Origin of the sequence: Streptomyces sp. NPDC050485 (assembly GCF_044458185.1) — a bacterium.
Taxonomy (GTDB): Bacteria; Actinomycetota; Actinomycetes; order Streptomycetales; family Streptomycetaceae; genus Streptomyces.
Window position 1 is genome coordinate 1 of record NZ_JBITHR010000020.1, and the last position, 19324, is coordinate 19324.

Sequence of the window (19324 nt, forward strand, 5' to 3'; positions counted from 1 at the left end):
GCCCCACCCCCCCCCCCGCCCCCCGGCGGCGGCGCCCCCCGCCCGGCCCCCCCGCCGGCCGCGCCCCGCCCCCCGCCCCCCCCCCCCCCCCCCCCCACCCCGCTCGGCGAACCGGGAGCCTAGGCGCTCTTGGGCGCGCCCTTGGCCGGGCCGGAGCCGGGCTCCGACTCGGGGGTCTCCTCGAAGTCGACCTTGCCCATGTGGCGGTTCATCGACTTCATCAGCCTCCACACGCCCAGCGCGAGGGCCGCGAAGACGATGAAGCCGAGGACGCCGGGCGTCACCTTGTTGTTGTCGACCTCTTGGGCCAGAGGGACGAGATGCGTCAGTGCCAGGCTTGCGCTCATATCAGGCATTGTCGCGTACGCCCGCGAAGAGGTCGTCCTCGGGGAGGGAAGTGTCCACGAGCGACTTCGCCAGCTCGTACTCCTCGGTCGGCCAGACCTCCTTCTGGAGGTCGAGCGGCACCCGGAACCAGCCGCCGTCGGGGTCGATCTGGGTGGCGTGCGCGATGAGCGCCTTGTCGCGGATCTCGAAGAACTCCGCGCACGGAACGTACGTGGTCAGCGTGCGTTCGGCGCGCTCGAACTCCTTCCAGCGCTCCAGCCACTCGCCGTACGGGGAGTCCATGCCACGGGCGAGCAGCGCCTCGTGCAGGGCGACCGTGCGCGGCTTGTTGAAGCCCTGGTTGTAGTAGAGCTTCTGCGGCTGGTAGACGGGGCCGAACTCGTCCTCGGGGAACTTCTCGGCGTCCCCCGCGCCTTCGAAGGCGACCATCGAGATCTTGTGGGTCATGATGTGGTCGGGGTGCGGGTAGCCGCCGTTCTCGTCGTACGTCGTGATGACCTGCGGACGGAACGCGCGGATGGACCGCACCAGGCGCCCGGCGGCGACGTCCACGTCCTCCAGGGCGAAGCAGCCCTCGGGAAGCGGCGGCAGCGGGTCGCCCTCGGGCAGTCCGGAGTCGACGAAGCCGAGCCATTCCTGGCTGACGCCGAGGATCTCGCGGGCCTCGTCCATCTCTCTCTTGCGGACCTCGTGGATGTGCTCCTCGATGTACTTGTCGCCCTGGAGCTTGGGGTTGAGGATGGAGCCTCGCTCGCCTCCCGTGCAGGTCACGACCAGCACGTCCACCCCCTCGGACACATACTTCGCCATGGTGGCCGCGCCCTTGCTCGACTCGTCGTCGGGGTGGGCGTGGACGGCCATCAGTCGCAGCTGCTCAGTCAAGACTCGATCCTCAGTGACTCAGTAAGTGAATTCGGCGCCCTCTGTGATCGGCGCAATGTGCGGCTTCTATAGTGACCGAATCGGGGGACGGAAAATTCCGGTGGGCCCCACCAGCAGGAGGACGATCATGGCCGCTGTTCGCGAGCAGCCCCCCCAGGGGCGCTACGGGCGCTCGGCGGACGAGCGCGCGGACCGCAAGCTGAGGATCGTCGGCTCGGTGCTCGGAGCGGCGCTGCTCGGCGTGGTCGGCTGGATCGGTTACGACTACGTGGCCGGCCAGTCGCTCTCCGGACAGGTGATCAAGTTCAAGGCGGTCTCCGACACCGCGATCGAGGTCCACATCGAAGTCGTCAAGGACAAGGACGCCAAGGGCACCTGCACCCTGCGCGCCCAGAAGAAGAGCGGTGACGACGTGGGCCGGGCGGACTTCCGGTTCGACGAGCCGGTCAAGCAGGTCGACAGGGTCGTCACGATCACGACGACCTCGCTGGCGACCAGCGCAAGCGTGGTCAGCTGCCAGTCCGGCTGAGCCCGCCGGGCCCCGTACTGCTCACGCTGCTGATCAACGTTGACGGGACGCACTCGCTGACCTGCATTGATGCAGTTCTAGCGGTTTATGTCCTCCCCCTACGGCGCCGGAATTGTTAGGCTCGTGGTTTCGCCCACCCAACCAGGCACATGCTTTGGGTAGGGCGATGCTTTGTATTCCCAGTACCGACGAGGAGCACCTGTGACCCAGACCAGCGACAACGTCACCTGGCTGACCCAGGAGGCGTACAACCAGCTCAAGGCCGAGCTGGAGTACCTGTCTGGTCCCGCGCGCACGGAGATCGCCGTAAAGATCGCGGCGGCCCGTGAGGAGGGTGACCTCCGGGAGAACGGCGGGTACCACGCGGCCAAGGAGGAGCAGGGCAAGATGGAGCTCCGGGTGCGCCAGCTCACCCAGCTCCTGGAGCACGCCAAGGTCGGCGAGGCCCCCACGGCGGACGGTGTGGTGGCTCCCGGCATGCTCGTCACGATCGCCTTCGACGGCGACGAGGACGACACCCTGCAGTTCCTGATGGCCTCCCGCGAATACGCGTCGGGCGACTTCGAGACGTATTCGCCGCAGTCGCCGCTCGGCTCCGGCGTGAACGGCAAGAAGGTCGGCGAGGACGCCGAGTACGAGCTGCCCAACGGCAAGAAGGCCTCGGTGAAGATCCTCGCGGCCACCCCGTTCACCGGCTGATTTTTTCGCCGTACGCGGTGAAGCCACGCGGTGAAGCCCCCGGTCGCCCTGCATGAGCGGCCGGGGGCTTCGCGCTGTACGCGGTCAGGCGGTCAGGCGGTCGCCGAGCGGTACGGGGTCAGGCAGTCGCCGAGCCCTGAGCTGCACGTTCGGTGGTGTACTTCGAGTCAGCTGAGCCAGTCACTTCCATCGGCGGCAGGACGTACGCAGGGGGCGCAGAGACCCCCTCATAGGGCGTCAGGGCCTCGAGGGCCCGTTCGTACTCTCCAGAGCCGAACCAGTGCGTCACGCGCCGATACAGGGCGCCGTAGCTCCGCCCTCCGATGGCCTCGCACCCGCTGTAGTCGTTCCAGGACCGCCCGGTGCGCAGCTTGTCGAGCATCGCCTCGAACCCGCCGCGCACGTCCTTCCACTGTCGATTCCCGGACAGGATCGGCTCCACCATGGCCCACTGGTCGTCAGTAACCCGGCTCGGGATGGTCACCCCGGTCTCGCGGTGCCACTCAGTAATCGGGTCGGCCAGTCCCTTGTGCCGGGGCTCTCCCTTCCCTGTGATCTGGACTCGGACGTCGAGCAGATCGAGCAGATTGAGCTGTTGCTCGAGGGTGAAGTCGTCCAGGCGACTGTCGAGATTGTCGATCACGGCCAGCAGTTCCTTCGCCCGCCCCTCCTGCCCCTCGACCTCGTACAGCCAGTCGGCGACACGCTCGCGCTCCTCGGCGAGCCGGTCCTCCTGCTCCTTGAGCTCCACCTTCAGCTCCGCGACGAGCTGAGCGTCGTTCTCGTCGTCATCCTCGACGGATGCTAGGAGAAACACGATCTTGCGCTTACGGCTGTCTTGCTTCTTCTCGATCAGCCCGTCCAGTTCGATCAAGCGACGACGGTAGGACTCGGCGCGGTCCGGGACGGAGCCTAGGGTCTCCTCAACCAGCGCGCGCATCTTGCCCTTGTCGGACAGTTCGGACAGTAGGGCCCTGACCTCGCTCCAGACGGCGGTCTCGACCTCGTCAACCGGGATCTCCCAGCAGTCCTCATGCCGCTCGTTGACCGGGTTGCCCTGCCTGCCGGCCATGCATCGGTAGTAACGGCCGTGCTCTGCGGTAGTGGCGCCGGTGCGGTGGACACCGCACACACTGAACAGGCGGTTCGACAGTAGATACTTGCTGTGCTTGCTCTTGACGCGGGAGCCGCGGGCCAAGGCAGCCTTCAGAGCCTCGGCTCGGTCGTCGGGCAGAGTCTTGGGGATGTTGACGCGGAAGGAGGTGGTGATCTCCTCACCGTCCTCGTTCTCTCCAGCGAAAACGAACTCGACGTAGCCCTTCAGGCCCTTGAGCACGCGGGCGACGAGGTTGCCACCCTCCCACTCCTTGCCTCGGCGCGTGCGGTGGCCGAGAGCATTGAGATGGCGAGCTGCATCCTCCCGAGTCACGGGCTCGGGCGCGTCGATCACGAAGCTGGCGAACTCTTCGATCTGCTTGATCTCGGCCGGGTTGAGGACCGGATTGCCGTCCGAGTCGAGCATGATGCCGAAGGGCGGTTCGCCGAGAGGCCAGCCACCGGCCGCGACCTTCTGCATCCGGCCACCCATGGTCCGCTCCAGGATGAGGGCGTGCTCGACCTCGGCCATGTAGGCGAGAAGAGAGAGCTGGATGCCGAACATGTCGTCTTCGCTGTCGATCCGGCCGTCTGCGGTGGCGACACGGACGCCCTTGTCGGTGACGTCGTACACCCAGCGGTGGATGTTCTTCATCGTGCGGCCGATGCGGTCGAGCTTGCCGAATACGACAAGGTCGATCCGGCCACCCGTGACGTCGAGGGTGAGGCGGTCCAGGTCGTCGCGGTTGGCCAGCTTTCCTGAGACGCCGCCGTCTACGTAGACGTCAACGATCGCGAACTTCACGCCTCGCATCGCGTACGCGATCCACGCTCGGCATTGATCCTCCTGCACCTTCAGGCCGTAGCCCTCAAGCTGCTGTGCCGTCGATACGCGAAGGTATATGGCTACACGAACCAGCGCACGCGCCGTGCGACGGCGCGCAAGGATATCCTTGCTCATGTCAGTCCTCTCGTGACTGGCCAGACCCCGGAGCGTTGCCGCGCTGCCGGGGTCACTCATGTGATGCTTGCAGCGTACATGTCTCGGTTGTCAGCCGACTGGCCAGAACTTCAACTCGGCTTCTCAGACGGCATTTTGGTGTGGCGTCCGAACAACCTGGCAGAAGTCGGCGACGCGATCGCGGAAGACGATGGCGGGGCCGGCGAACCCGATGCCGAGCAGCATCGCCAACAATCCGACGCCAGGTAACCGGACGGGCTCGGGCTCGGGGCGGTGGCGGGCGCTCATCGCAGTACCTCGATGTTCTCCGGGACGGTGGACCACTCGACGCCGGACGGGACCTTGATGTAGGGCGAGCCGCGAGTACCGGGGCTCGTCTTCGCTGCCGGAGACCTTCTCGCGGACGGCCGCGGTCAGTTCGCCTTCGCCCTTCGAGGCGATGTCGCGGACCCGTCTCCCGATACGGGGGTCCCGCTCATGCCCCAGTGAGTCGACGGTGTTCATGAGGAGCGCTCCTCGGTGCATGACGGCCGGTCACCGACGACGGGGGACGCCGAGGACCGGCCGCTGACTGAGCCGTCCGAAGTGTTGGGGGAGCCTGCGACGTTGGCTCGCTCCGGGCGGCCGCCAGCATCAACTGGCAGCCCTCTCTAGTGCGGTTCCTCGGGATGGTGTGCAGGCCACCTGAGGCCGACTACCTGTGACAGATCGCCGTACTGCTCGACTTCTGCGTACGCAGCGTCTTACCGTCGCGTTGCACACTGATGAACGTCGTGTAGTTCCCGCAGGAGTAAGGGGCAGACACGGTCACTGTTCCAGCTGCGATTGTCTTGCAGTCGCTTGCAATCGGGACGTCCGGGCTCATGGGGTGTTCAGCCAGGAGATTGACACAGACCTTGGTCGGCGGGTTCGGGCCGGACAGATTTCCACTGGCGTAGATGCGGCCGCCGCTCAAGTAAGGCGTCTTGGCCGATATATCCACCGCATGGGCTGTTGCAGTACTCGCGACAACCGCCAACACGGCCGCACCAGTGACTACTGTGCAACGCTTCAAGTTCATGCCGTTGAATCCCTTCAGGTTTCCGTCAGAGGCAACGCGCCCCCGCTCGCCCCTTCCCAACGTCAACGCGCCTATCCGCAGGGATGCCGCCTCGTGGCAGGGAACTGCACTGATTTGGCTCGAATGGCGGGGAGGCTGAATGACCCCGTGGGGCGGCGACAACTGTGGTCGGCGCACGGGCCAGTACTAGCCGAAGCCTGTTGGGCATGCATGAGCTTGGCGGAAAAGGAAGCCGGGCAGCGCCCGCCGATCGACGGGCGCTGCCCCCGCCATTCGGCGGGGGCAGCGCGCTGGCTACTGATCCGGGAACGCGCAGCCGTTAACCGGCTGCGCGGCGGTACTTACGGACCGCGAGCGTACGGAAGACCATCAGAATCAGCACCGACCACAACACGGAGGCCAGGACCGGATGCTGCATGGGCCAGGCGTCCGGGGCCTTGAAGCCGGGCGGCAGGTTACCGAACAGCTCTCTCGCCGCCTGGACAGTGGTGCTGAACGGGTTCCACTCCGCGATGTGCCGGAAGAACGTCGGCAGATGGTTGGAGTCCACGAAAGCGTTGGAGATGAACGTCAGCGGGAACAGCCAGATCAGTCCGCCGGAGGTAGCCGCCTCCGGTGTACGGACCGTGAGGCCGATCAGAGCGCCGATCCAGGAGAACGCGTACCCGAGCAGGAGCAGCAGCGCGAAGGCGCCGAGCGCCTTCGGGATGCCGTTGTGGATGCGCCAGCCGATCAGCAGCGCGACCCCGGCCAGGACCACCAGGGTCACGGCGGTCTGCGCCAAGTCCGCCAGGGTGCGGCCAGTGAGGACCGCGCCGCGCGCCATGGGCAGGGAGCGGAAACGGTCGATGAGGCCCTTGTGCATGTCGTCGGCGATACCGGCTCCCGCGCCTGCCGTGGCGAAGGTGACGGTCTGCGCGAAGATGCCCGCCATCAGGAACTCGCGGTAGCTGTGTTGGGAGAGCGAGCCGCCGACCTGGATGGACCCGCCGAAGACGTAGGTGAACAGCACCACGAACATGATTGGCTGGATAAGCCCGAAAAGTACCACTTCCGGAATCCGACGCATCCGGATCAGATTCCGCTGGGCGACGACGAGCGAGTCCCTGATGGACCTGCCGATGCCGCCACCGGCGCGGGGAGTGGGCATGGCGTCGGTGATGGCGCTCACTTGGCAGCCTCCTTGCGGCCCCGGGACTTCTTGTCGTGGGTGTCGGTGCCCTCGTTGTCGCCCTCCTTGCCGGTCTCGGCCGCGTGGCCGGTCAGCGAGATGAAGACGTCGTCCAGGGTCGGGCGGCGCAGGCCGATGTCGTCGATCTCGACGCCCCTGGTGTCGAGTTCGCGGATGACCTCGGCGAGCAGCTTGGCGCCGCCGGTGACCGGCACGGTGAGGCGGCGGGTGTGCTCCTCGACCTTCACCTCGCCCTTGCCGAAGCCCGCGAGCACGTCCCGGGCCGGGGCGATCTGGTCGCTCTGGTGGACGACGACTTCGACGCGCTCGCCGCCGGTACGGGCCTTGAGCTGGTCGGAGCTGCCGCGGGCGATGACCTTGCCGTGGTCCACGACGCAGATGTCGTGGGCGAGGCGGTCGGCCTCTTCCAGGTACTGGGTGGTCAGCAGCAGGGTGGTGCCGCCGGCCACCAACTCCTGGATGACTTCCCACAGTTGCTGCCGGTTGCGCGGGTCGAGGCCGGTGGTCGGCTCGTCCATGAACATGACGGGCGGCGAGACCACGAGGGCGGCCGCGAGGTCGAGGCGGCGGCGCATGCCGCCGGAGTACGTCTTGGCGGGCCGGTCGGCGGCGTCCGCCAGGTTGAAGCGGTCGAGCAGCTCGCCCGCCCGGACCTTCGCGGCCTTGCCGTTCATCTGGTAGAGCTTGCCGACCATGTGCAGGTTCTCGCGGCCGGTGAGGTATTCGTCGACGGCCGCGAACTGGCCGGACAGGCCGATGGAGCGGCGGACTTCGTTGGGATGCTTGAGGACGTCGATGCCCGCGACGACCGCCTTGCCGCGATCGGGCTGCAGCAGGGTGGTCAGGACGCGGACGGTGGTGGTCTTGCCGGCGCCGTTGGGGCCGAGCAGGCCGAGGACCGTGCCCTCAGGGACATCGAGGTCCACGCCGTCCAGAGCCGTGACATCGCCGAACGTCTTCACCAGGCCTTCGGCGTAGATGGCGCCTGGCATGTGGGTACCCCCAGTTTTGGCTGTGACTTCCGGGACAAATCCTAGATTTTCCGGGTATCGAGCGCCCGGTGGAGTCGCTGTCGCGTCCACACCATAACGCGATACATCGCGTCCTGTCAGCCGTCCTGCGCGACCTTCCTCGCCCCGCGCCCCCTCATCTCTCGCCCGGTCGCCGGTGCCGGCTCAGCTCATGACGGTGTAGCCCGCCTCCCGCAGCGCCGACGCCACCTCGGCGCAGTGCTCCGGGCCCTTCGTCTCCAGGTGCAACTCCACCTCCACTTCCGTGAGTCCGAGCCGCGGATCGGTCCGTACGTGACTCACATCGAGAACATTGGCATCCAGCACTGACAATTCCCCGAGCAGCGAGGCCAGCGCCCCGGGCCGGTCCGTCAGACGCAGCCGCAGCGACAGGTAGCGGCCCGCCGCCGACATGCCGTGCCGCAGGATGCGCTGCAGCAGCAGCGGGTCGACGTTGCCGCCCGAAAGCACCGCGACCACCGGCCCCCGGAACGACTCGGGCTCGCTCAGGAGCGCCGCCACCGGGCTCGCCCCGGCGGGCTCCACCACCAGCTTGGCCCGCTCAAGACAGAGCAGCAGCGCACTGGAAAGAGCGTCCTCCGAAACCGTACGTACTTCATCGACCAGCTCGCTGACCAGCGCGAACGGTATGTCGCCGGGCCGCCCCACCTTGATGCCGTCGGCCATCGTCGGAGCCGGGTCGATCGCGACCGGATGCCCGACGGCCAGCGAGGGCGGATAGGCGGCGGCCGCCGCCGCCTGCACCCCGATGATCCTGACGTCCGGCCGCAGCGCCTTCACCGCGACCGCGATCCCCGCCGCGAGCCCGCCGCCACCGATGCCGACCACGATGGTGCGCACCTCCGGGCACTGCTCCAGGATCTCCAGACCCACCGTGCCCTGCCCCGCGATGATGTCCGGGTGGTCGAAGGGGTGGATGAACACCGCGCCCGTCTCGCGCGCGTACGCCTCGGCGGCGGCCAGCGTCTCGTCGACCACCGCGCCGTGCAGGATCACCTCCGCGCCGTAGTGCCGGGTCGCGGCGACCTTGGGCAGCGGGGCGCCCATCGGCATGAAGACCGTCGAGTGCACGCCGAGCAGCGAGGAGGCCAGCGCCACGCCCTGCGCGTGGTTGCCCGCGCTCGCCGCGACCACCCCGGCCGCCCGCTCCTCGGGACGCAGCCCGGAGATCCGCACGTACGCGCCGCGCAGCTTGAACGAGCCGGTGCGCTGGAGGTTCTCGCACTTGAGGTGGACCGGGGCGCCCACCAGCGACGACAGATGGCGGGAGCCCTCCATCGCGGTGGTGCGGGCCACCCCCGACAGCATCTTCTGCGCGCCGCGGATGTCATCGAGGATGAGGTGGTGCAAGGGGCCAGACGTACTGAAGGTCATGACATCAAGTCTTGCAGCTCACGGCCCTTACGGCGGTGGGGATCCAGAACCGCCGGTCACTCGTTCACAGGTTTGCGCACCGCCGGTACGTATGGCGGCCGGGCCGCGTACTCTTTCCCCCACCACACGACCCCCGCACGAGAGAGCCCCGGCCATGCCCCCAGTTCAGGACATGACTCCCCCGCTTGATCCCGGTCTCCTCGATGCCCTCCAGCACCAGGTGGCCGTGTTCGCCCGCCGTGCCGAGCAGACCCGGCTCGGCGGCGTCGGCCAGGTCCGCAACTCGATGGACCGGGCCGCGTATCTGCTCCTCAACCGGCTGGACCTGGAAGGCCCGATGGGCGTGAAGGCGCTCGCCGCGGGCATGGGGATCGACTCGTCGACGGTGACCCGCCAGGTCGCGCCGCTCGTCGACACCGGCCTGGTCAAGCGCACTTCGCACCCGGAGGACGGGCGGGCGGTCGTGCTCCAGCTCTCGCCGCGCGGCCAGGCCCGCCTCGAAGAGGTCCGCTCCTCGCGGCGCGAGCTGATGGCGCAGGTCACCGACGGCTGGACGGAGCAGGAACGCGAGTCGTTCTGCACCCTGCTGACCCGTTTCAACTCCGCCCTCTCGGCCCGCCAGTCGGCCGCGCAGGAGCCGGCCGCGCCGACCTCTTGACCCGGGGCTCGCGCCTGCCCTCATATGAGGCTCATGCGCGAGCGGCGCTCCAACCAACACCGCCGCCGCACCCGGGAGTTCGAGGCATTCGTGGCGGGCGCGGGCGGTCGGCTGCTGCACGCCGCCACCCTGCTGACCGCCGAACCCCCCGACGACAATCCGCGCGCCCGGCGCCTGTTGACCACCGCCCTGGCCGAGACGTACGCCCGCTGGCACCGGCTGCACGGCGAGGACCCGTACGACCGCACCCGCCAGGAACTCGCCGCCCGCTTCGCCCGCGCCGCCTGGCGGTTCCACCGGCCGGGGGTCCGAGGGGTGTCCCCCGGGACGACACGGCACCGGCCGGGGGTCCGGCCCGCAGCGAAGCTGCTGAAGGGCGCGGCGTTCCCCGGGACGACACAGCGCAGAGCCGGCGGCGGGCTGCTGGCCCGGCTGACCCCGCAGGAACGGCTCATCCTCGTACTGCGCCTGTACGAAGGCGTCGCCGAGGAGCAGACGGCCGCGCTGGTCGGGCTTCCGGCGGACCGGGTGCGGGCGATCTGCACTAGGGCGATCGCCACGATGCGCAGCACCCCTCCGACGCCGCCCGCCGGCACCGCTCCCGGGGTGGCCACATGAACGCGCCCGGCGGACGGGCGGCCGCCCGGTGAACACCCCGGACCGCAAGACCGCCGAGGTCCGCCGACTCCTGGAGGGCGGCCCGCATCCCGCCGTACCGGCCGAACTCGCCGTCCGTGCGGCCGAGTTGGGACTGCGGATGCTGCACCGGCGCCGCATCGCGCGCCGCGCGCTGTGGCTACTGCTCGCGGTGGCGGTGATCGCCCTCGCGGTCTGGGCCTCGATGGCCAAGCCGTGGGTGACGCCGCCTTCTACGGTGACGCCACCCGTGGAGGGGCTGTGGCCGGGCTGGCTGTTAACCCAGCGCCTGCTGCAGGTCGGCGATCAGGTCGTCCGCGTTCTCGATGCCCACCGAGACCCGCACGAGGTCCGCCGGGACCTCAAGGGCGGAGCCCACGACGCTGGCGTGCGTCATCCGGCCCGGGTGCTCGATCAGCGACTCGACACCGCCGAGGGACTCGCCGAGCGTGAACAGCTTCGTACGGTTGCAGACCTCGACCGCCGCCTGCTCGCCGCCCTCGACGAGGAAGGAGACCATGCCGCCGAAGGCGCGCATCTGCTTGGCGGCGATGTCGTGGCCCGGGTGCTCGGGCAGCCCCGGGTAGAGGACCCGGGTGACCTTGGCGTGCCGGGTCAGCATCTCGGCGACCTTGCCCGCGTTCTCGCTGTGCCGGTCCATGCGCACGGGCAGCGTCTTGATGCCGCGCAGCACCAGCCAGGAGTCGAAGGGGCCGGCGACGGCGCCCATCGCGTTCTGGTGGTAGGCCAACTCCTCGCCGATCTCGGCGGAGTTGGTGATGAGCGCGCCGCCCACGACGTCGGAGTGCCCGCCCATGTACTTGGTCAGCGAGTGCACCACGATGTCCGCGCCGAGCGCGAGCGGCTGCTGGAGGTAGGGACTGGCGAAGGTGTTGTCGACGACGAGCCGGGCGCCGGCGTCGGAGGCGACCTGGGCCACGGCCGCGATGTCGGTGATGCCGAGCAGCGGGTTGGAGGGCGTCTCGACCCAGATGACCTTCGTACGGTCGGTGACGGCGGCCCGCACCGAGGCCGGGTCGGAGGTGTCGGCGACCGACCACTCGACGCCCCAGCGGGAGACGACCTTCGCGAACAGGCGGAAGGTGCCGCCGTAGGCGTCGTTCGGGATCACCACGTGGTCGCCGGGCGTGAGCAGCGTACGCAGCAGGCAGTCCTCGGCGGCGAGCCCGGAGGCGAAGGCGAGACCGCGCCGGCCGCCTTCCAGGGCCGCCAGGTTCTCTTCGAGGGCGGTCCGGGTCGGGTTGGCGCTGCGGCTGTACTCGTAGCCGCCGCGCAGGCCGCCGACGCCGTCCTGCTTGTAGGTGGAGACCTGGTAGATCGGGGGTACGACCGCACCGGTCAGCGGATCCGCGGTGTTCCCGGCATGGATCGCGATGGTCTCGAAGTTCTTGTCGAGGTGCTCGTGGCTCATGGCTCCAGAGCCTAGTTCGTCGGATCCCCGGGTTCGCCACTTCCGCGTTCGTCATATCCGGGCGCCGTCTGGTTCGCTGGTGGTCATGGAGATTCTGTGGACCCTGTTGGCGCTGGCCCTGCTCATCGCGATCGTGAGTCGCCTGGTGTTCCGGCGCCAGGGCGGCATCCGGCTGGCCCGGCCCGGTGCGCCGGACGCCGCGGACCCGGCGGCCTACGGCTTCGTACGCCAGGAGGAGCTCGACGTACGCCTGCCAGGACCCGACCAGGATCTCCTCGACGTGCTCGCGGTGGTGCAGGCGACGCAGGACTGGAAGGCGGCCTCACAGCTGCTCGCCGGCACGCCGCCGGAGGGCGAGCGGCGCTGGCAGCGCGTGCAGGCCTTCGCGGGCGCGGCCTCCCTTGAACTGGCCCAGCGCCCCGGCGCCGGCGGGGCGTGGCTGCGCACGTGGCGGTCGGAGGCGCCGCAGGACGCGGGGGCGGCGCAGGTCCACGCGGAGTTCCTGGTCCAGCAGGCCTGGCGGTCCTCGTCCGCGCACCGGGACGACTTCCGCATCATCCTGGAGGAGGCCCGCACGGTGTGCGCGGAGGCGGCGGGGCTTGCGCCGGACGACCCGGTCCCGTACATCACCGAACTGGCGGTCGCCCGCGGACTGGCCTACCCCCGCCCGGAGTTCGACCAGTTGTGGGCCGAGGTCCTGGACCGCGCCCCGCACCACATGGGCGCGCATCTCGCGGCGCTGCACTACCACTGCGAGAAGTGGCACGGCTCGCGTGCGCAGGCCGACGAGTTCGCGACGGCGTCCGCCGCGCGTGCGCCGCGCGGCTCGCTGCTCTCCGCGCTCCCCCTCTTCGCGGTGTACGAGCACCTCCCCGAGGTCGTCATCGTGCGCGACTTCTACCGCACTGCGGTGGTCGGCCGCGCGATGGACGGCGCCCTGCACGCGGCCCACCAGGCCCGCCCCGACGACCCGGTCCTGCCCCACGTCCGCCACCTCCTGGTCCTGTTCCTGGTCCGCGCCGAACGCTGGGCGGAGTCGATGGACCAGTTCGTAGCCCTGGACGGCTACGTGGGCGCGCTCCCCTGGACGGTCTGCGAGGACCCGGCAGAGAGCTACGCCCTGTGCCGGGCACTGGCGGTGGCGGGGTACGAGGCGAATGGGGGGAGCCCGGCGACGCTGCGGCGGTAGGGGGTGTGGCTTGGGGGGCGCGAGGGGCGGGGCGTCGGTAGGGGGCGGTCACTGCGGCGGGGCCGCGAGGGGCGGGGCGGCGGCGCCCTCCGGCCATGGGTCCCTGGCCCCGGCGCCCTGGCCCCGTGGCACCCTGCCCGTGGGGTTCTGCCCCCTCGGGCTGGAATCTCCCGCGCCGACCGTACGTTGCCCTAGGTACCCACAGTCTTCCGAGGAGCCCCCTATGATCTTCGGCCGCCGCACGCCCGAGCTGCCCACCCCCGAGCAGGCCCTGAAGGGCCGACCGGAGCCCGAATTCACCGTCCCCTCCCGGCACACGGTGCTGGGCAACCCGCTCGTCGGCCCGTACCCCGAGGGGCTGGAGGTCGCGGACTTCGGGATGGGGTGTTTCTGGGGAGCCGAGCGCAAGTTCTGGCAGACGCCGGGGGTCTGGACGACGCTGGTCGGGTACCAGGGCGGGAGCACGGTGAACCCCGCGTACGAGGAGGTCTGCTCGGGCCTGACCGGCCACACCGAGGCGGTCCGGGTTGTCTACGACCCCGCGCTCGTCTCGTACGAGCAGCTCCTGAAGGTGTTCTGGGAGTCCCACGACCCGACCCAGGGCTTCCGCCAGGGCAACGACGTCGGCACCCAGTACCGCTCGGCGATCTACACCCACACCCCGGCCCAGGCCACCACGGCCCAGTCCTCCCGCGAGGCCTACCAGAAGGTCCTGACGGGCTCGGGCTACGGCACGATCACGACGGAACTGCTCCCCGCGGAGGGGCGGCCCTTTTACGCTGCGGAGCCTCATCACCAGCAGTACTTGGACAAGAATCCGGCGGGGTACTGCGGGATCGGGGGGACGGGGGTGTCCTGCCCGATCGGCATCGCCGATGCTCCGTCGACGGACGCCTGACACACATACACCGCCGCTAACGCTGGAGACCCGTGGGAGACCTTGGGGCTCCAGCGCCCCCCTTCCCCGACTTGCCGAACTTCAAGACGGGAGCCTCGAGCCTGGCTACGATCCGAAGCGATCAGGCGGGCGAGCGAGGGGCGGAACCGCGGTGACGATCCAGAAGGTCTCAGTTCCTAAGGGCCAGGTCTTTAAAGTCCTCCAACTCGAAGAGGGCCATTTTACCGACCTGAAGGCCATTGAGATCGCTCCTGCAAAACTAACCAAGGCGATCGCCGCCTTCGCTAACGCGGATGGCGGCGAACTGTACGTAGGGGTCGACGAAGGCCCCGGAGGCAAGAATCACCGGTGGCGCGGGTTCGCCAACATGGAGGCCGCAAACGGCCACCTCCAAGTGTTCGAGGAACTGTTCCCGCTTGGCGGCGACTTCCTTTACGAATTCCTTTTCTGCGATGGCGAGCCCGGCCTCGTGTTACACATAATCATCCAGAAGACAAAAGAGATCAAATGCGCCAGCGACAGAAAAGCCTACGTTCGACGCGGAAGCCAGAGTCTGCCGGTAAACCCCGAAGGGATGGAGCGGCTTCGGCGCAACAAGGGAATCACATCGTTCGAATCAGAGACTGTCGCCGCCCCCGTCGACTTGATCTCAAACTCGCTCACAATCATCGACTTCATGCTGAGTAGCATCCCCAGCGCCGAACCCGAGGTGTGGCTGCGGAAGCAGATGATGATCATCGGCGGCAATCCGACAGTCGCGGGGCTCCTGCTGTACGCCGACGAACCCCAAGCCGCCCTGCCCAAGCGCTGCGCGATCAAGATCTATCGGTACAAGACCACCGATGCCGAAGGGGCTCGCGAGACCCTCGCCTTCGACCCGATCACAGTCGAGGGCTCACTGTACGAGCAGATCAAGCAGGCTGTCGCGAAGACCTCTGAGCTCATCGAGGGGGTTAAGGTGCTCGGACCTGAGGGGCTCACCCCTATCACGTACCCCTTCGAGACTCTCCACGAGATCATCACCAATGCGGTGATTCACCGCGACTACGCCACGGCAGACGACGTCCACGTCCGCATCTTCGACAACCGCGTGGAAGTCGAGAGTCCAGGGCGCCTGCCGGCCCACATCACAACAACGAACATTCTCAAGGAGAGGTTCTCACGCAATGGCGCAGTCGTACGCTTGATCAACAAATTTCCGAACCCACCCAACAAGGATGTCGGCGAAGGGTTGGCTACAGCCTTCGCCGCAATGAAGCGGCTCAAGTTGAAGGATCCGGTAATCGAGGAGCGGGACAACTCGGTCCGCGTCAACATTCGCCACGAACGGCTCGGCTCGCCCGAAGAGATCGTCATGCAATATCTGGACACCCACGCCGAAATTAACAATAGAACCGTAAGAAGCCTGACCGGAATCGGGTCGGAGAATAGAGTTAAGACAATCTTCCTTCGCCTAATTAAGGCAGGGCAAATTGAACGAGTCCCTGGGAAAGCGGGCAGCGCATCAGCATATAGGCGCGCGTCTGCGGACGGCACGCCGTAGCGGCCTGTCCATGCCGATGGCAACACGCTGGCCACCCAGCTCTCAAGCACTTTCCCGTTCTGGAAAGTCTCGGTACTTGACCTCATCACGACCAGCTCGGGAACATCGAACGCGACAGGCGTTACGCCGACGTGTCAGCGACCCCGAGCGGCTGGCGCAGCTGGACCTGCCCGAGGGCGAGACCGCCGTCGTGGTCCCGGCTGCGGTGCTGGAGGAATTCTTCCGTGCTCAGCGGTAAGGAGTTCGGCCGTCTCTTCGAGACCTTCGAGCGGACCGCCTTCCGTCTGGAGACACTCTCCGTCTACAGCGTGGAGGAGGAGCGGGAGGACTTCGAACGCTTCCTGGCTGGCGGGGACATGGGCCTGCCTGGGACGACAACCCGTGGGTGCGGTCGATGACCGACAAAGGCAAGGAAGTCTCGCGCGTCCACGTGCTCCGGTCTCCGCTGACCGACTACCTGCGGTACGAACTCGCCGCCTACCCGGGCAGCGTCACGGCAGGCGAGACCATCGGCATCATCGATCAGACTGAGCAGGACTGCCCGGCCTGCCTAATCACGACTGCTGATTGTTCGACGACCACCAGCAGTACCTCGACAACAATCCGGCGGGGTACTGCTGGGGCGGGGGGACGGGGGGACGGGGGGACGGGGGTCAAGCTAGGCGACCCGTTCGAAACGATCTGGGGGCGTCCTGCCCGACGGGGATCGCGCCTGCGACGGAAGTTGGCAAGTAGCTGCTGACCACCTCAGTACGTCAGTGACCTCTGTAGCGTGGTCCTCCGCCCAGGGCCACAGAGGGTTGTCCGATATCGTTCATCAGCCACCTTCAGGCCCTTTTCGGCCAGGAAGTCAGGGCGGGCCGCTAGGACGCACACGTCTCGCCACCATGGAGACCATGGCAACTTCGGGGGCGAGAAGCAGTCGACTCGGCGGTTTGGGGCAATGGTGGGGCATCATCGCGGCGGCATTGCTGATCGCCGCATGGATCAACAAGGCAGCGGGGCCGGCGGTTGTCGCCGCTCTGTCAGCTCTGGTCCTGATCTGGTCTCTCTTCCAAGCGCCAGTGACATGCGGCGCCCCTGTCAGAGGGCGGGAAGATGGTTGCCGCAACAACGCGGCCGGACTCCTTATGGGCTGCCACATCCGCCAGCATCGTTGGCAGAAGCTCAAGATGCTGATCTTGCGACGCCAGGTCCGCACCTTCTGCTCAGGACTTTTCACAGATGGCAAGGCCGCCCTCGTGACGCTGGCTGCGATCGGCAGCGTCCTCTCCGGCCTCGTGGCCTTCATCCCCGGTGCGGCTCTCAATTGACCACACCTGTGGCCACCCAGCAGCAACTAGCAAAGCGCAACGGGTCACATGGGGGTGCAGGCTCACAATTCCCCAAGCTAATGCCTAGCTCACTCGCACCGCCGGCCCGATTCGTGGCTCGCACGCAGGCGCGACCGAACCTACCGACGCCAAACAGCCTAAGACGGCAACCTCTCAGACGATAGATGCCCGCCGTGGGGGCACATCCACCACAGGCTGGGCGGGGACCGGGGTGTCCTGCCCGATCGGCGTGGCCAAGGCCGACGGGTGATTCCTCTAAATCGCTTCCCCCTGAGCCGAGTTCGTGACGGCTTGGGGGGCCGCCGCAGGCGTGCGGTGATCGTCTACCCGACAACGCGAATATTGGCGTTCCGCCATGGACGTGCCAGGACGGCCGACCTAACGTCTCCACTGACGGCAGGGATCAACCCTGTGCGGACGAAGGGGGCGCAATGGCGCGCAACGATCTGACCCGCCTTACCGGCAATGTTGGCGGACCCAACTGCGACGACGACGATTGCGCCAACGTCTACCGGAGGGAGAGCGGGGCATTCGTCATCCAGGGAGACGTGTCCCGCGCGTTCACACCGCCCGACGGCGAGGGACTGGTAGAGATCCCCGAGGCGGTTCTCAGGGAGGCTGTCCGTGCTCTTGGATGGTGAGGACTGGCGTCGCTTCTTCGACGCATTCGAGCGGGAGGCATGGCGCTTCGAGGCGCAGCCCACGTACACGATGCCGAGAGAACAAGAGAACGTGGCCCGCTTCCTGAGGGGCGAGGAGAAGCCTGCGGATCACAATGCGCGATGGCATGAACGAGTGCGGGCGTACGTCGAATCGGGCCGCAGCATTGGCCGTGTTCGCATCGTGCACCAGCCACTGACCGAATATCAGCGGTACCAATTCGCCTGGGGAATCCCCGGAAACATTCGGGCAGGCGAAGACATCCGCGTACTGGACGTGACCCGAGCCGATTACGGCCTGCCCCTCACTGGCCAAGACTGGTGGATGTTCGACGAAGCCAGCGTGGTGCACCTCAACTTCCGGCCGGACGGCACTCAGATCAATCGCGAGGTATTCGAGGGAGACCCTGCCGCTCACCGGGAATGGAAGCGGATCGCCCTGGAGCACGCTGTGCCCTTCAAGGAGTACGTGAAGGGCCTTGGCGTTTGACCCCGGGCAGCTGGGTCAGTCGAAAGCCGACCTGGCAGAGACACTCCGCGCACTGCGCAAGCGAGCCAACCGCACTCAGGTCTGGCTCGCTCGGCGCTGCAACATGTCGCAGACGAAGCTCAGCAATATGGAGACTGGCCGGGCAACACCGACCCTTGTCGACACCGAACTGATCCTCAGAGCCCTTGATGCTCCACCGGAACTCGTCGCAGAGGTAACGACCCTCGCGCGGTTGGCCAATACGGAGTGGCAGGGCAAACGGGCTTCGTGGCGCAAGGGCTTGGAGAAGCGCCAGGCAGAACTGGCCGGCCTCGAAGCCGAGGCGAGGACACTGCGGTATTTCCTGCCCGCGATGGTGACCGGCCTACTGGCCACCCCGGAGTACATCCGAGCCAGCCTCAGCCATTCACCGGGCGATGTCTCCAAGACGGTGGCGAAGAAGTTGGAGCGCCAGACGATCCTGTACGACATCACCAAGCGCTTCACCTTCCTCCTGACCGAGCAAGCCGTGAGATGGCCCGTCGTCCCCAAGCCCGCTATGGCAGTACAGATGGACCGTCTTGCGTCGCTCACTTATCTACCCAACGTCCGCATCGGCATGCTGCCCCTCGATACGGCGATAAGCCGAGGCCCTTTGAATACCTTTACCGTCTACGACCAACGCTTGGCCACGGTCGAGACCTTCACCGGACGGATCGTTTTCCAAGACGCCAGGGACATTGCTGAACAACTCGAGGTATTCGGCCTCTACGAGCGACACGCGCTCTTTGATGAAGAGGCCAGGGCGACGCTTGGAGAATGGGCAGATTCCTGCCGCTCGTGATCGTCTACCCCACAACGCGAATAGCCGTTGAATGGTGTCGCCAACGCGGCCAAACTTAAGCGCACATCGAGGGTGGAAAAGAGTGAGGGGCAGCTATGGCGGGGCCAGTCGGCCACCCGGAGAATCCGGTGGAGCCCATCGGCAGTTGGCTGTGCGTGACCGTTGGAGTCGCTGGGTGCGATATCTGCGGCACGCCGGCACGGGAAGTCGAAGCGGCTCTGAAGCAGGGGCTGCATGGGGTGGCATTCGATGCCGGTCGGGAGATTGGAAAGCATCCCGCACACACCGACGGACCGGCCTCGACGACGCGCGTGGAGGCATTGGCCTGATGGAAATGCAAACATGGCGCGATGCGTGGACGCGGGCAGACGACGCCTGCAACACCCTCAGGGAGGCGCTGGAGGGGCTTGGGTTCCCTGAGTCGGCATGGGGTGCGATCCGCCCTCAGGTGCACTACAGGGGCGCGGCACAGGTAGACGTCGGCGTGATAG

General features: G+C 67.4%; 20 protein-coding genes and 2 pseudogenes. 14 read left to right on the forward strand and 8 right to left on the reverse strand.

Going from position 1 to position 19324, the window contains the following annotated elements:
- Nucleotides 1–119 precede the first annotated feature (119 nt).
- Together ACIBK6_RS31455 and mca are read right to left on the reverse strand one after the other, a co-directional pair.
- The gene (locus ACIBK6_RS31455; protein WP_399054928.1) at nucleotides 120–356 is read right to left on the reverse strand and encodes a hypothetical protein; all 237 of its coding nucleotides are present in this window, start codon (nucleotides 354–356) and stop codon (nucleotides 120–122) included.
- On the reverse strand, nucleotides 349–1230 hold the full coding sequence (gene mca / locus ACIBK6_RS31460; protein WP_399054930.1) for a mycothiol conjugate amidase Mca: 882 nt from the start codon (nucleotides 1228–1230) through the stop codon (nucleotides 349–351). The genes ACIBK6_RS31455 and mca overlap by 8 nt, the downstream gene beginning before the upstream one ends.
- Nucleotides 1231–1357: 127 nt before the next feature.
- On the opposite strand from mca, the gene ACIBK6_RS31465 reads away from it, so the two are divergent.
- Entirely contained in the window at nucleotides 1358–1759 is a 402-nt protein-coding gene (locus ACIBK6_RS31465; protein ID WP_399054932.1) for a DUF4307 domain-containing protein, read from the forward strand.
- A 201-nt stretch (nucleotides 1760–1960) separates the two neighbouring features.
- Nucleotides 1961–2458, forward strand: a complete 498-nt coding sequence (gene greA, locus ACIBK6_RS31470) for a transcription elongation factor GreA (protein ID WP_399054934.1) — start codon at nucleotides 1961–1963, stop codon at nucleotides 2456–2458.
- A 118-nt stretch (nucleotides 2459–2576) separates the two neighbouring features.
- Here greA and ACIBK6_RS31475 read toward each other — a convergent pair whose 3' ends face one another.
- From ACIBK6_RS31475 to ilvA, 5 genes are all read right to left on the reverse strand, one after another.
- Nucleotides 2577–4514 (reverse strand): recombinase family protein, encoded by a 1938-nt coding sequence (locus ACIBK6_RS31475; RefSeq protein WP_399054936.1) that lies wholly within the window; start codon nucleotides 4512–4514, stop codon nucleotides 2577–2579.
- A gap of 123 nt (nucleotides 4515–4637) precedes the next feature.
- The gene (locus ACIBK6_RS31480; RefSeq protein ID WP_399054937.1) at nucleotides 4638–5018 is read right to left on the reverse strand and encodes a hypothetical protein; all 381 of its coding nucleotides are present in this window, start codon (nucleotides 5016–5018) and stop codon (nucleotides 4638–4640) included.
- Between the two features lie 875 nt (nucleotides 5019–5893).
- Entirely contained in the window at nucleotides 5894–6724 is an 831-nt protein-coding gene (locus tag ACIBK6_RS31485) for an ABC transporter permease (protein WP_399055181.1), read from the reverse strand.
- Between the two features lie 17 nt (nucleotides 6725–6741).
- Complete coding sequence (locus tag ACIBK6_RS31490) at nucleotides 6742–7758, reverse strand: ATP-binding cassette domain-containing protein (RefSeq protein ID WP_399054940.1); 1017 nt, start codon at nucleotides 7756–7758, stop codon at nucleotides 6742–6744.
- Nucleotides 7759–7941: 183 nt separating this feature from the next.
- Nucleotides 7942–9171: a threonine ammonia-lyase gene (gene ilvA, locus ACIBK6_RS31495; RefSeq protein WP_399054942.1), complete on the reverse strand. Its 1230-nt coding sequence runs from the start codon at nucleotides 9169–9171 to the stop codon at nucleotides 7942–7944.
- Nucleotides 9172–9325: 154 nt separating this feature from the next.
- Between ilvA and ACIBK6_RS31500 the strand changes: the two genes are divergently transcribed.
- Nucleotides 9326–9829, forward strand: a complete 504-nt coding sequence (locus ACIBK6_RS31500; protein ID WP_399054944.1) for a MarR family winged helix-turn-helix transcriptional regulator — start codon at nucleotides 9326–9328, stop codon at nucleotides 9827–9829.
- Between the two features lie 33 nt (nucleotides 9830–9862).
- A complete protein-coding gene (locus tag ACIBK6_RS31505; protein ID WP_399054946.1) occupies nucleotides 9863–10447 on the forward strand; it encodes a sigma factor-like helix-turn-helix DNA-binding protein in 585 nt (194 codons plus the stop codon).
- Between the two features lie 295 nt (nucleotides 10448–10742).
- Here the strand turns inward: ACIBK6_RS31505 and ACIBK6_RS31510 are convergent, their stop codons facing one another.
- Nucleotides 10743–11897, reverse strand: coding sequence for a cystathionine gamma-synthase (locus tag ACIBK6_RS31510; RefSeq protein ID WP_399054948.1), 1155 nt, complete (start codon nucleotides 11895–11897; stop codon nucleotides 10743–10745).
- An 85-nt stretch (nucleotides 11898–11982) separates the two neighbouring features.
- On the opposite strand from ACIBK6_RS31510, the gene ACIBK6_RS31515 reads away from it, so the two are divergent.
- From ACIBK6_RS31515 to ACIBK6_RS31560, 10 genes and pseudogenes are all read left to right on the forward strand, one after another.
- On the forward strand, nucleotides 11983–13086 hold the full coding sequence (locus ACIBK6_RS31515; protein ID WP_399054950.1) for a hypothetical protein: 1104 nt from the start codon (nucleotides 11983–11985) through the stop codon (nucleotides 13084–13086).
- A gap of 223 nt (nucleotides 13087–13309) precedes the next feature.
- A complete protein-coding gene (msrA, locus tag ACIBK6_RS31520; protein ID WP_399054952.1) occupies nucleotides 13310–13984 on the forward strand; it encodes a peptide-methionine (S)-S-oxide reductase MsrA in 675 nt (224 codons plus the stop codon).
- A gap of 151 nt (nucleotides 13985–14135) precedes the next feature.
- On the forward strand, nucleotides 14136–15527 hold the full coding sequence (locus ACIBK6_RS31525) for an ATP-binding protein (protein WP_399054954.1): 1392 nt from the start codon (nucleotides 14136–14138) through the stop codon (nucleotides 15525–15527).
- 224 nt (nucleotides 15528–15751) lie between these two features.
- Nucleotides 15752–15925 carry a DUF6879 family protein gene (locus ACIBK6_RS31530; RefSeq protein WP_399054956.1) on the forward strand — a complete coding sequence of 58 codons (174 nt, stop codon included), beginning with the start codon at nucleotides 15752–15754 and terminating at the stop codon, nucleotides 15923–15925.
- Nucleotides 15922–16008: pseudogene (locus ACIBK6_RS31535) on the forward strand (DUF6879 family protein); the annotation flags it as partial. The gene ACIBK6_RS31530 and the pseudogene ACIBK6_RS31535, both read left to right, overlap by 4 nt.
- Before the next feature lie 98 nt (nucleotides 16009–16106).
- Nucleotides 16107–16262, forward strand: a pseudogene (locus tag ACIBK6_RS31540) (peptide-methionine (S)-S-oxide reductase); the annotation flags it as partial.
- A 161-nt stretch (nucleotides 16263–16423) separates the two neighbouring features.
- Entirely contained in the window at nucleotides 16424–16840 is a 417-nt protein-coding gene (locus ACIBK6_RS31545) for a hypothetical protein (protein WP_399054958.1), read from the forward strand.
- Nucleotides 16841–17292: 452 nt separating this feature from the next.
- The gene (locus tag ACIBK6_RS31550; protein WP_399054960.1) at nucleotides 17293–17502 is read left to right on the forward strand and encodes a hypothetical protein; all 210 of its coding nucleotides are present in this window, start codon (nucleotides 17293–17295) and stop codon (nucleotides 17500–17502) included.
- Nucleotides 17486–18010, forward strand: coding sequence for a DUF6879 family protein (locus ACIBK6_RS31555; protein WP_399054962.1), 525 nt, complete (start codon nucleotides 17486–17488; stop codon nucleotides 18008–18010). The genes ACIBK6_RS31550 and ACIBK6_RS31555 overlap by 17 nt, the downstream gene beginning before the upstream one ends.
- Nucleotides 18000–18833: a helix-turn-helix domain-containing protein gene (locus ACIBK6_RS31560; protein WP_399054964.1), complete on the forward strand. Its 834-nt coding sequence runs from the start codon at nucleotides 18000–18002 to the stop codon at nucleotides 18831–18833. Before ACIBK6_RS31555 ends, ACIBK6_RS31560 begins: the two co-directional genes overlap by 11 nt.
- Nucleotides 18834–19324: the final 491 nt, after the last annotated feature.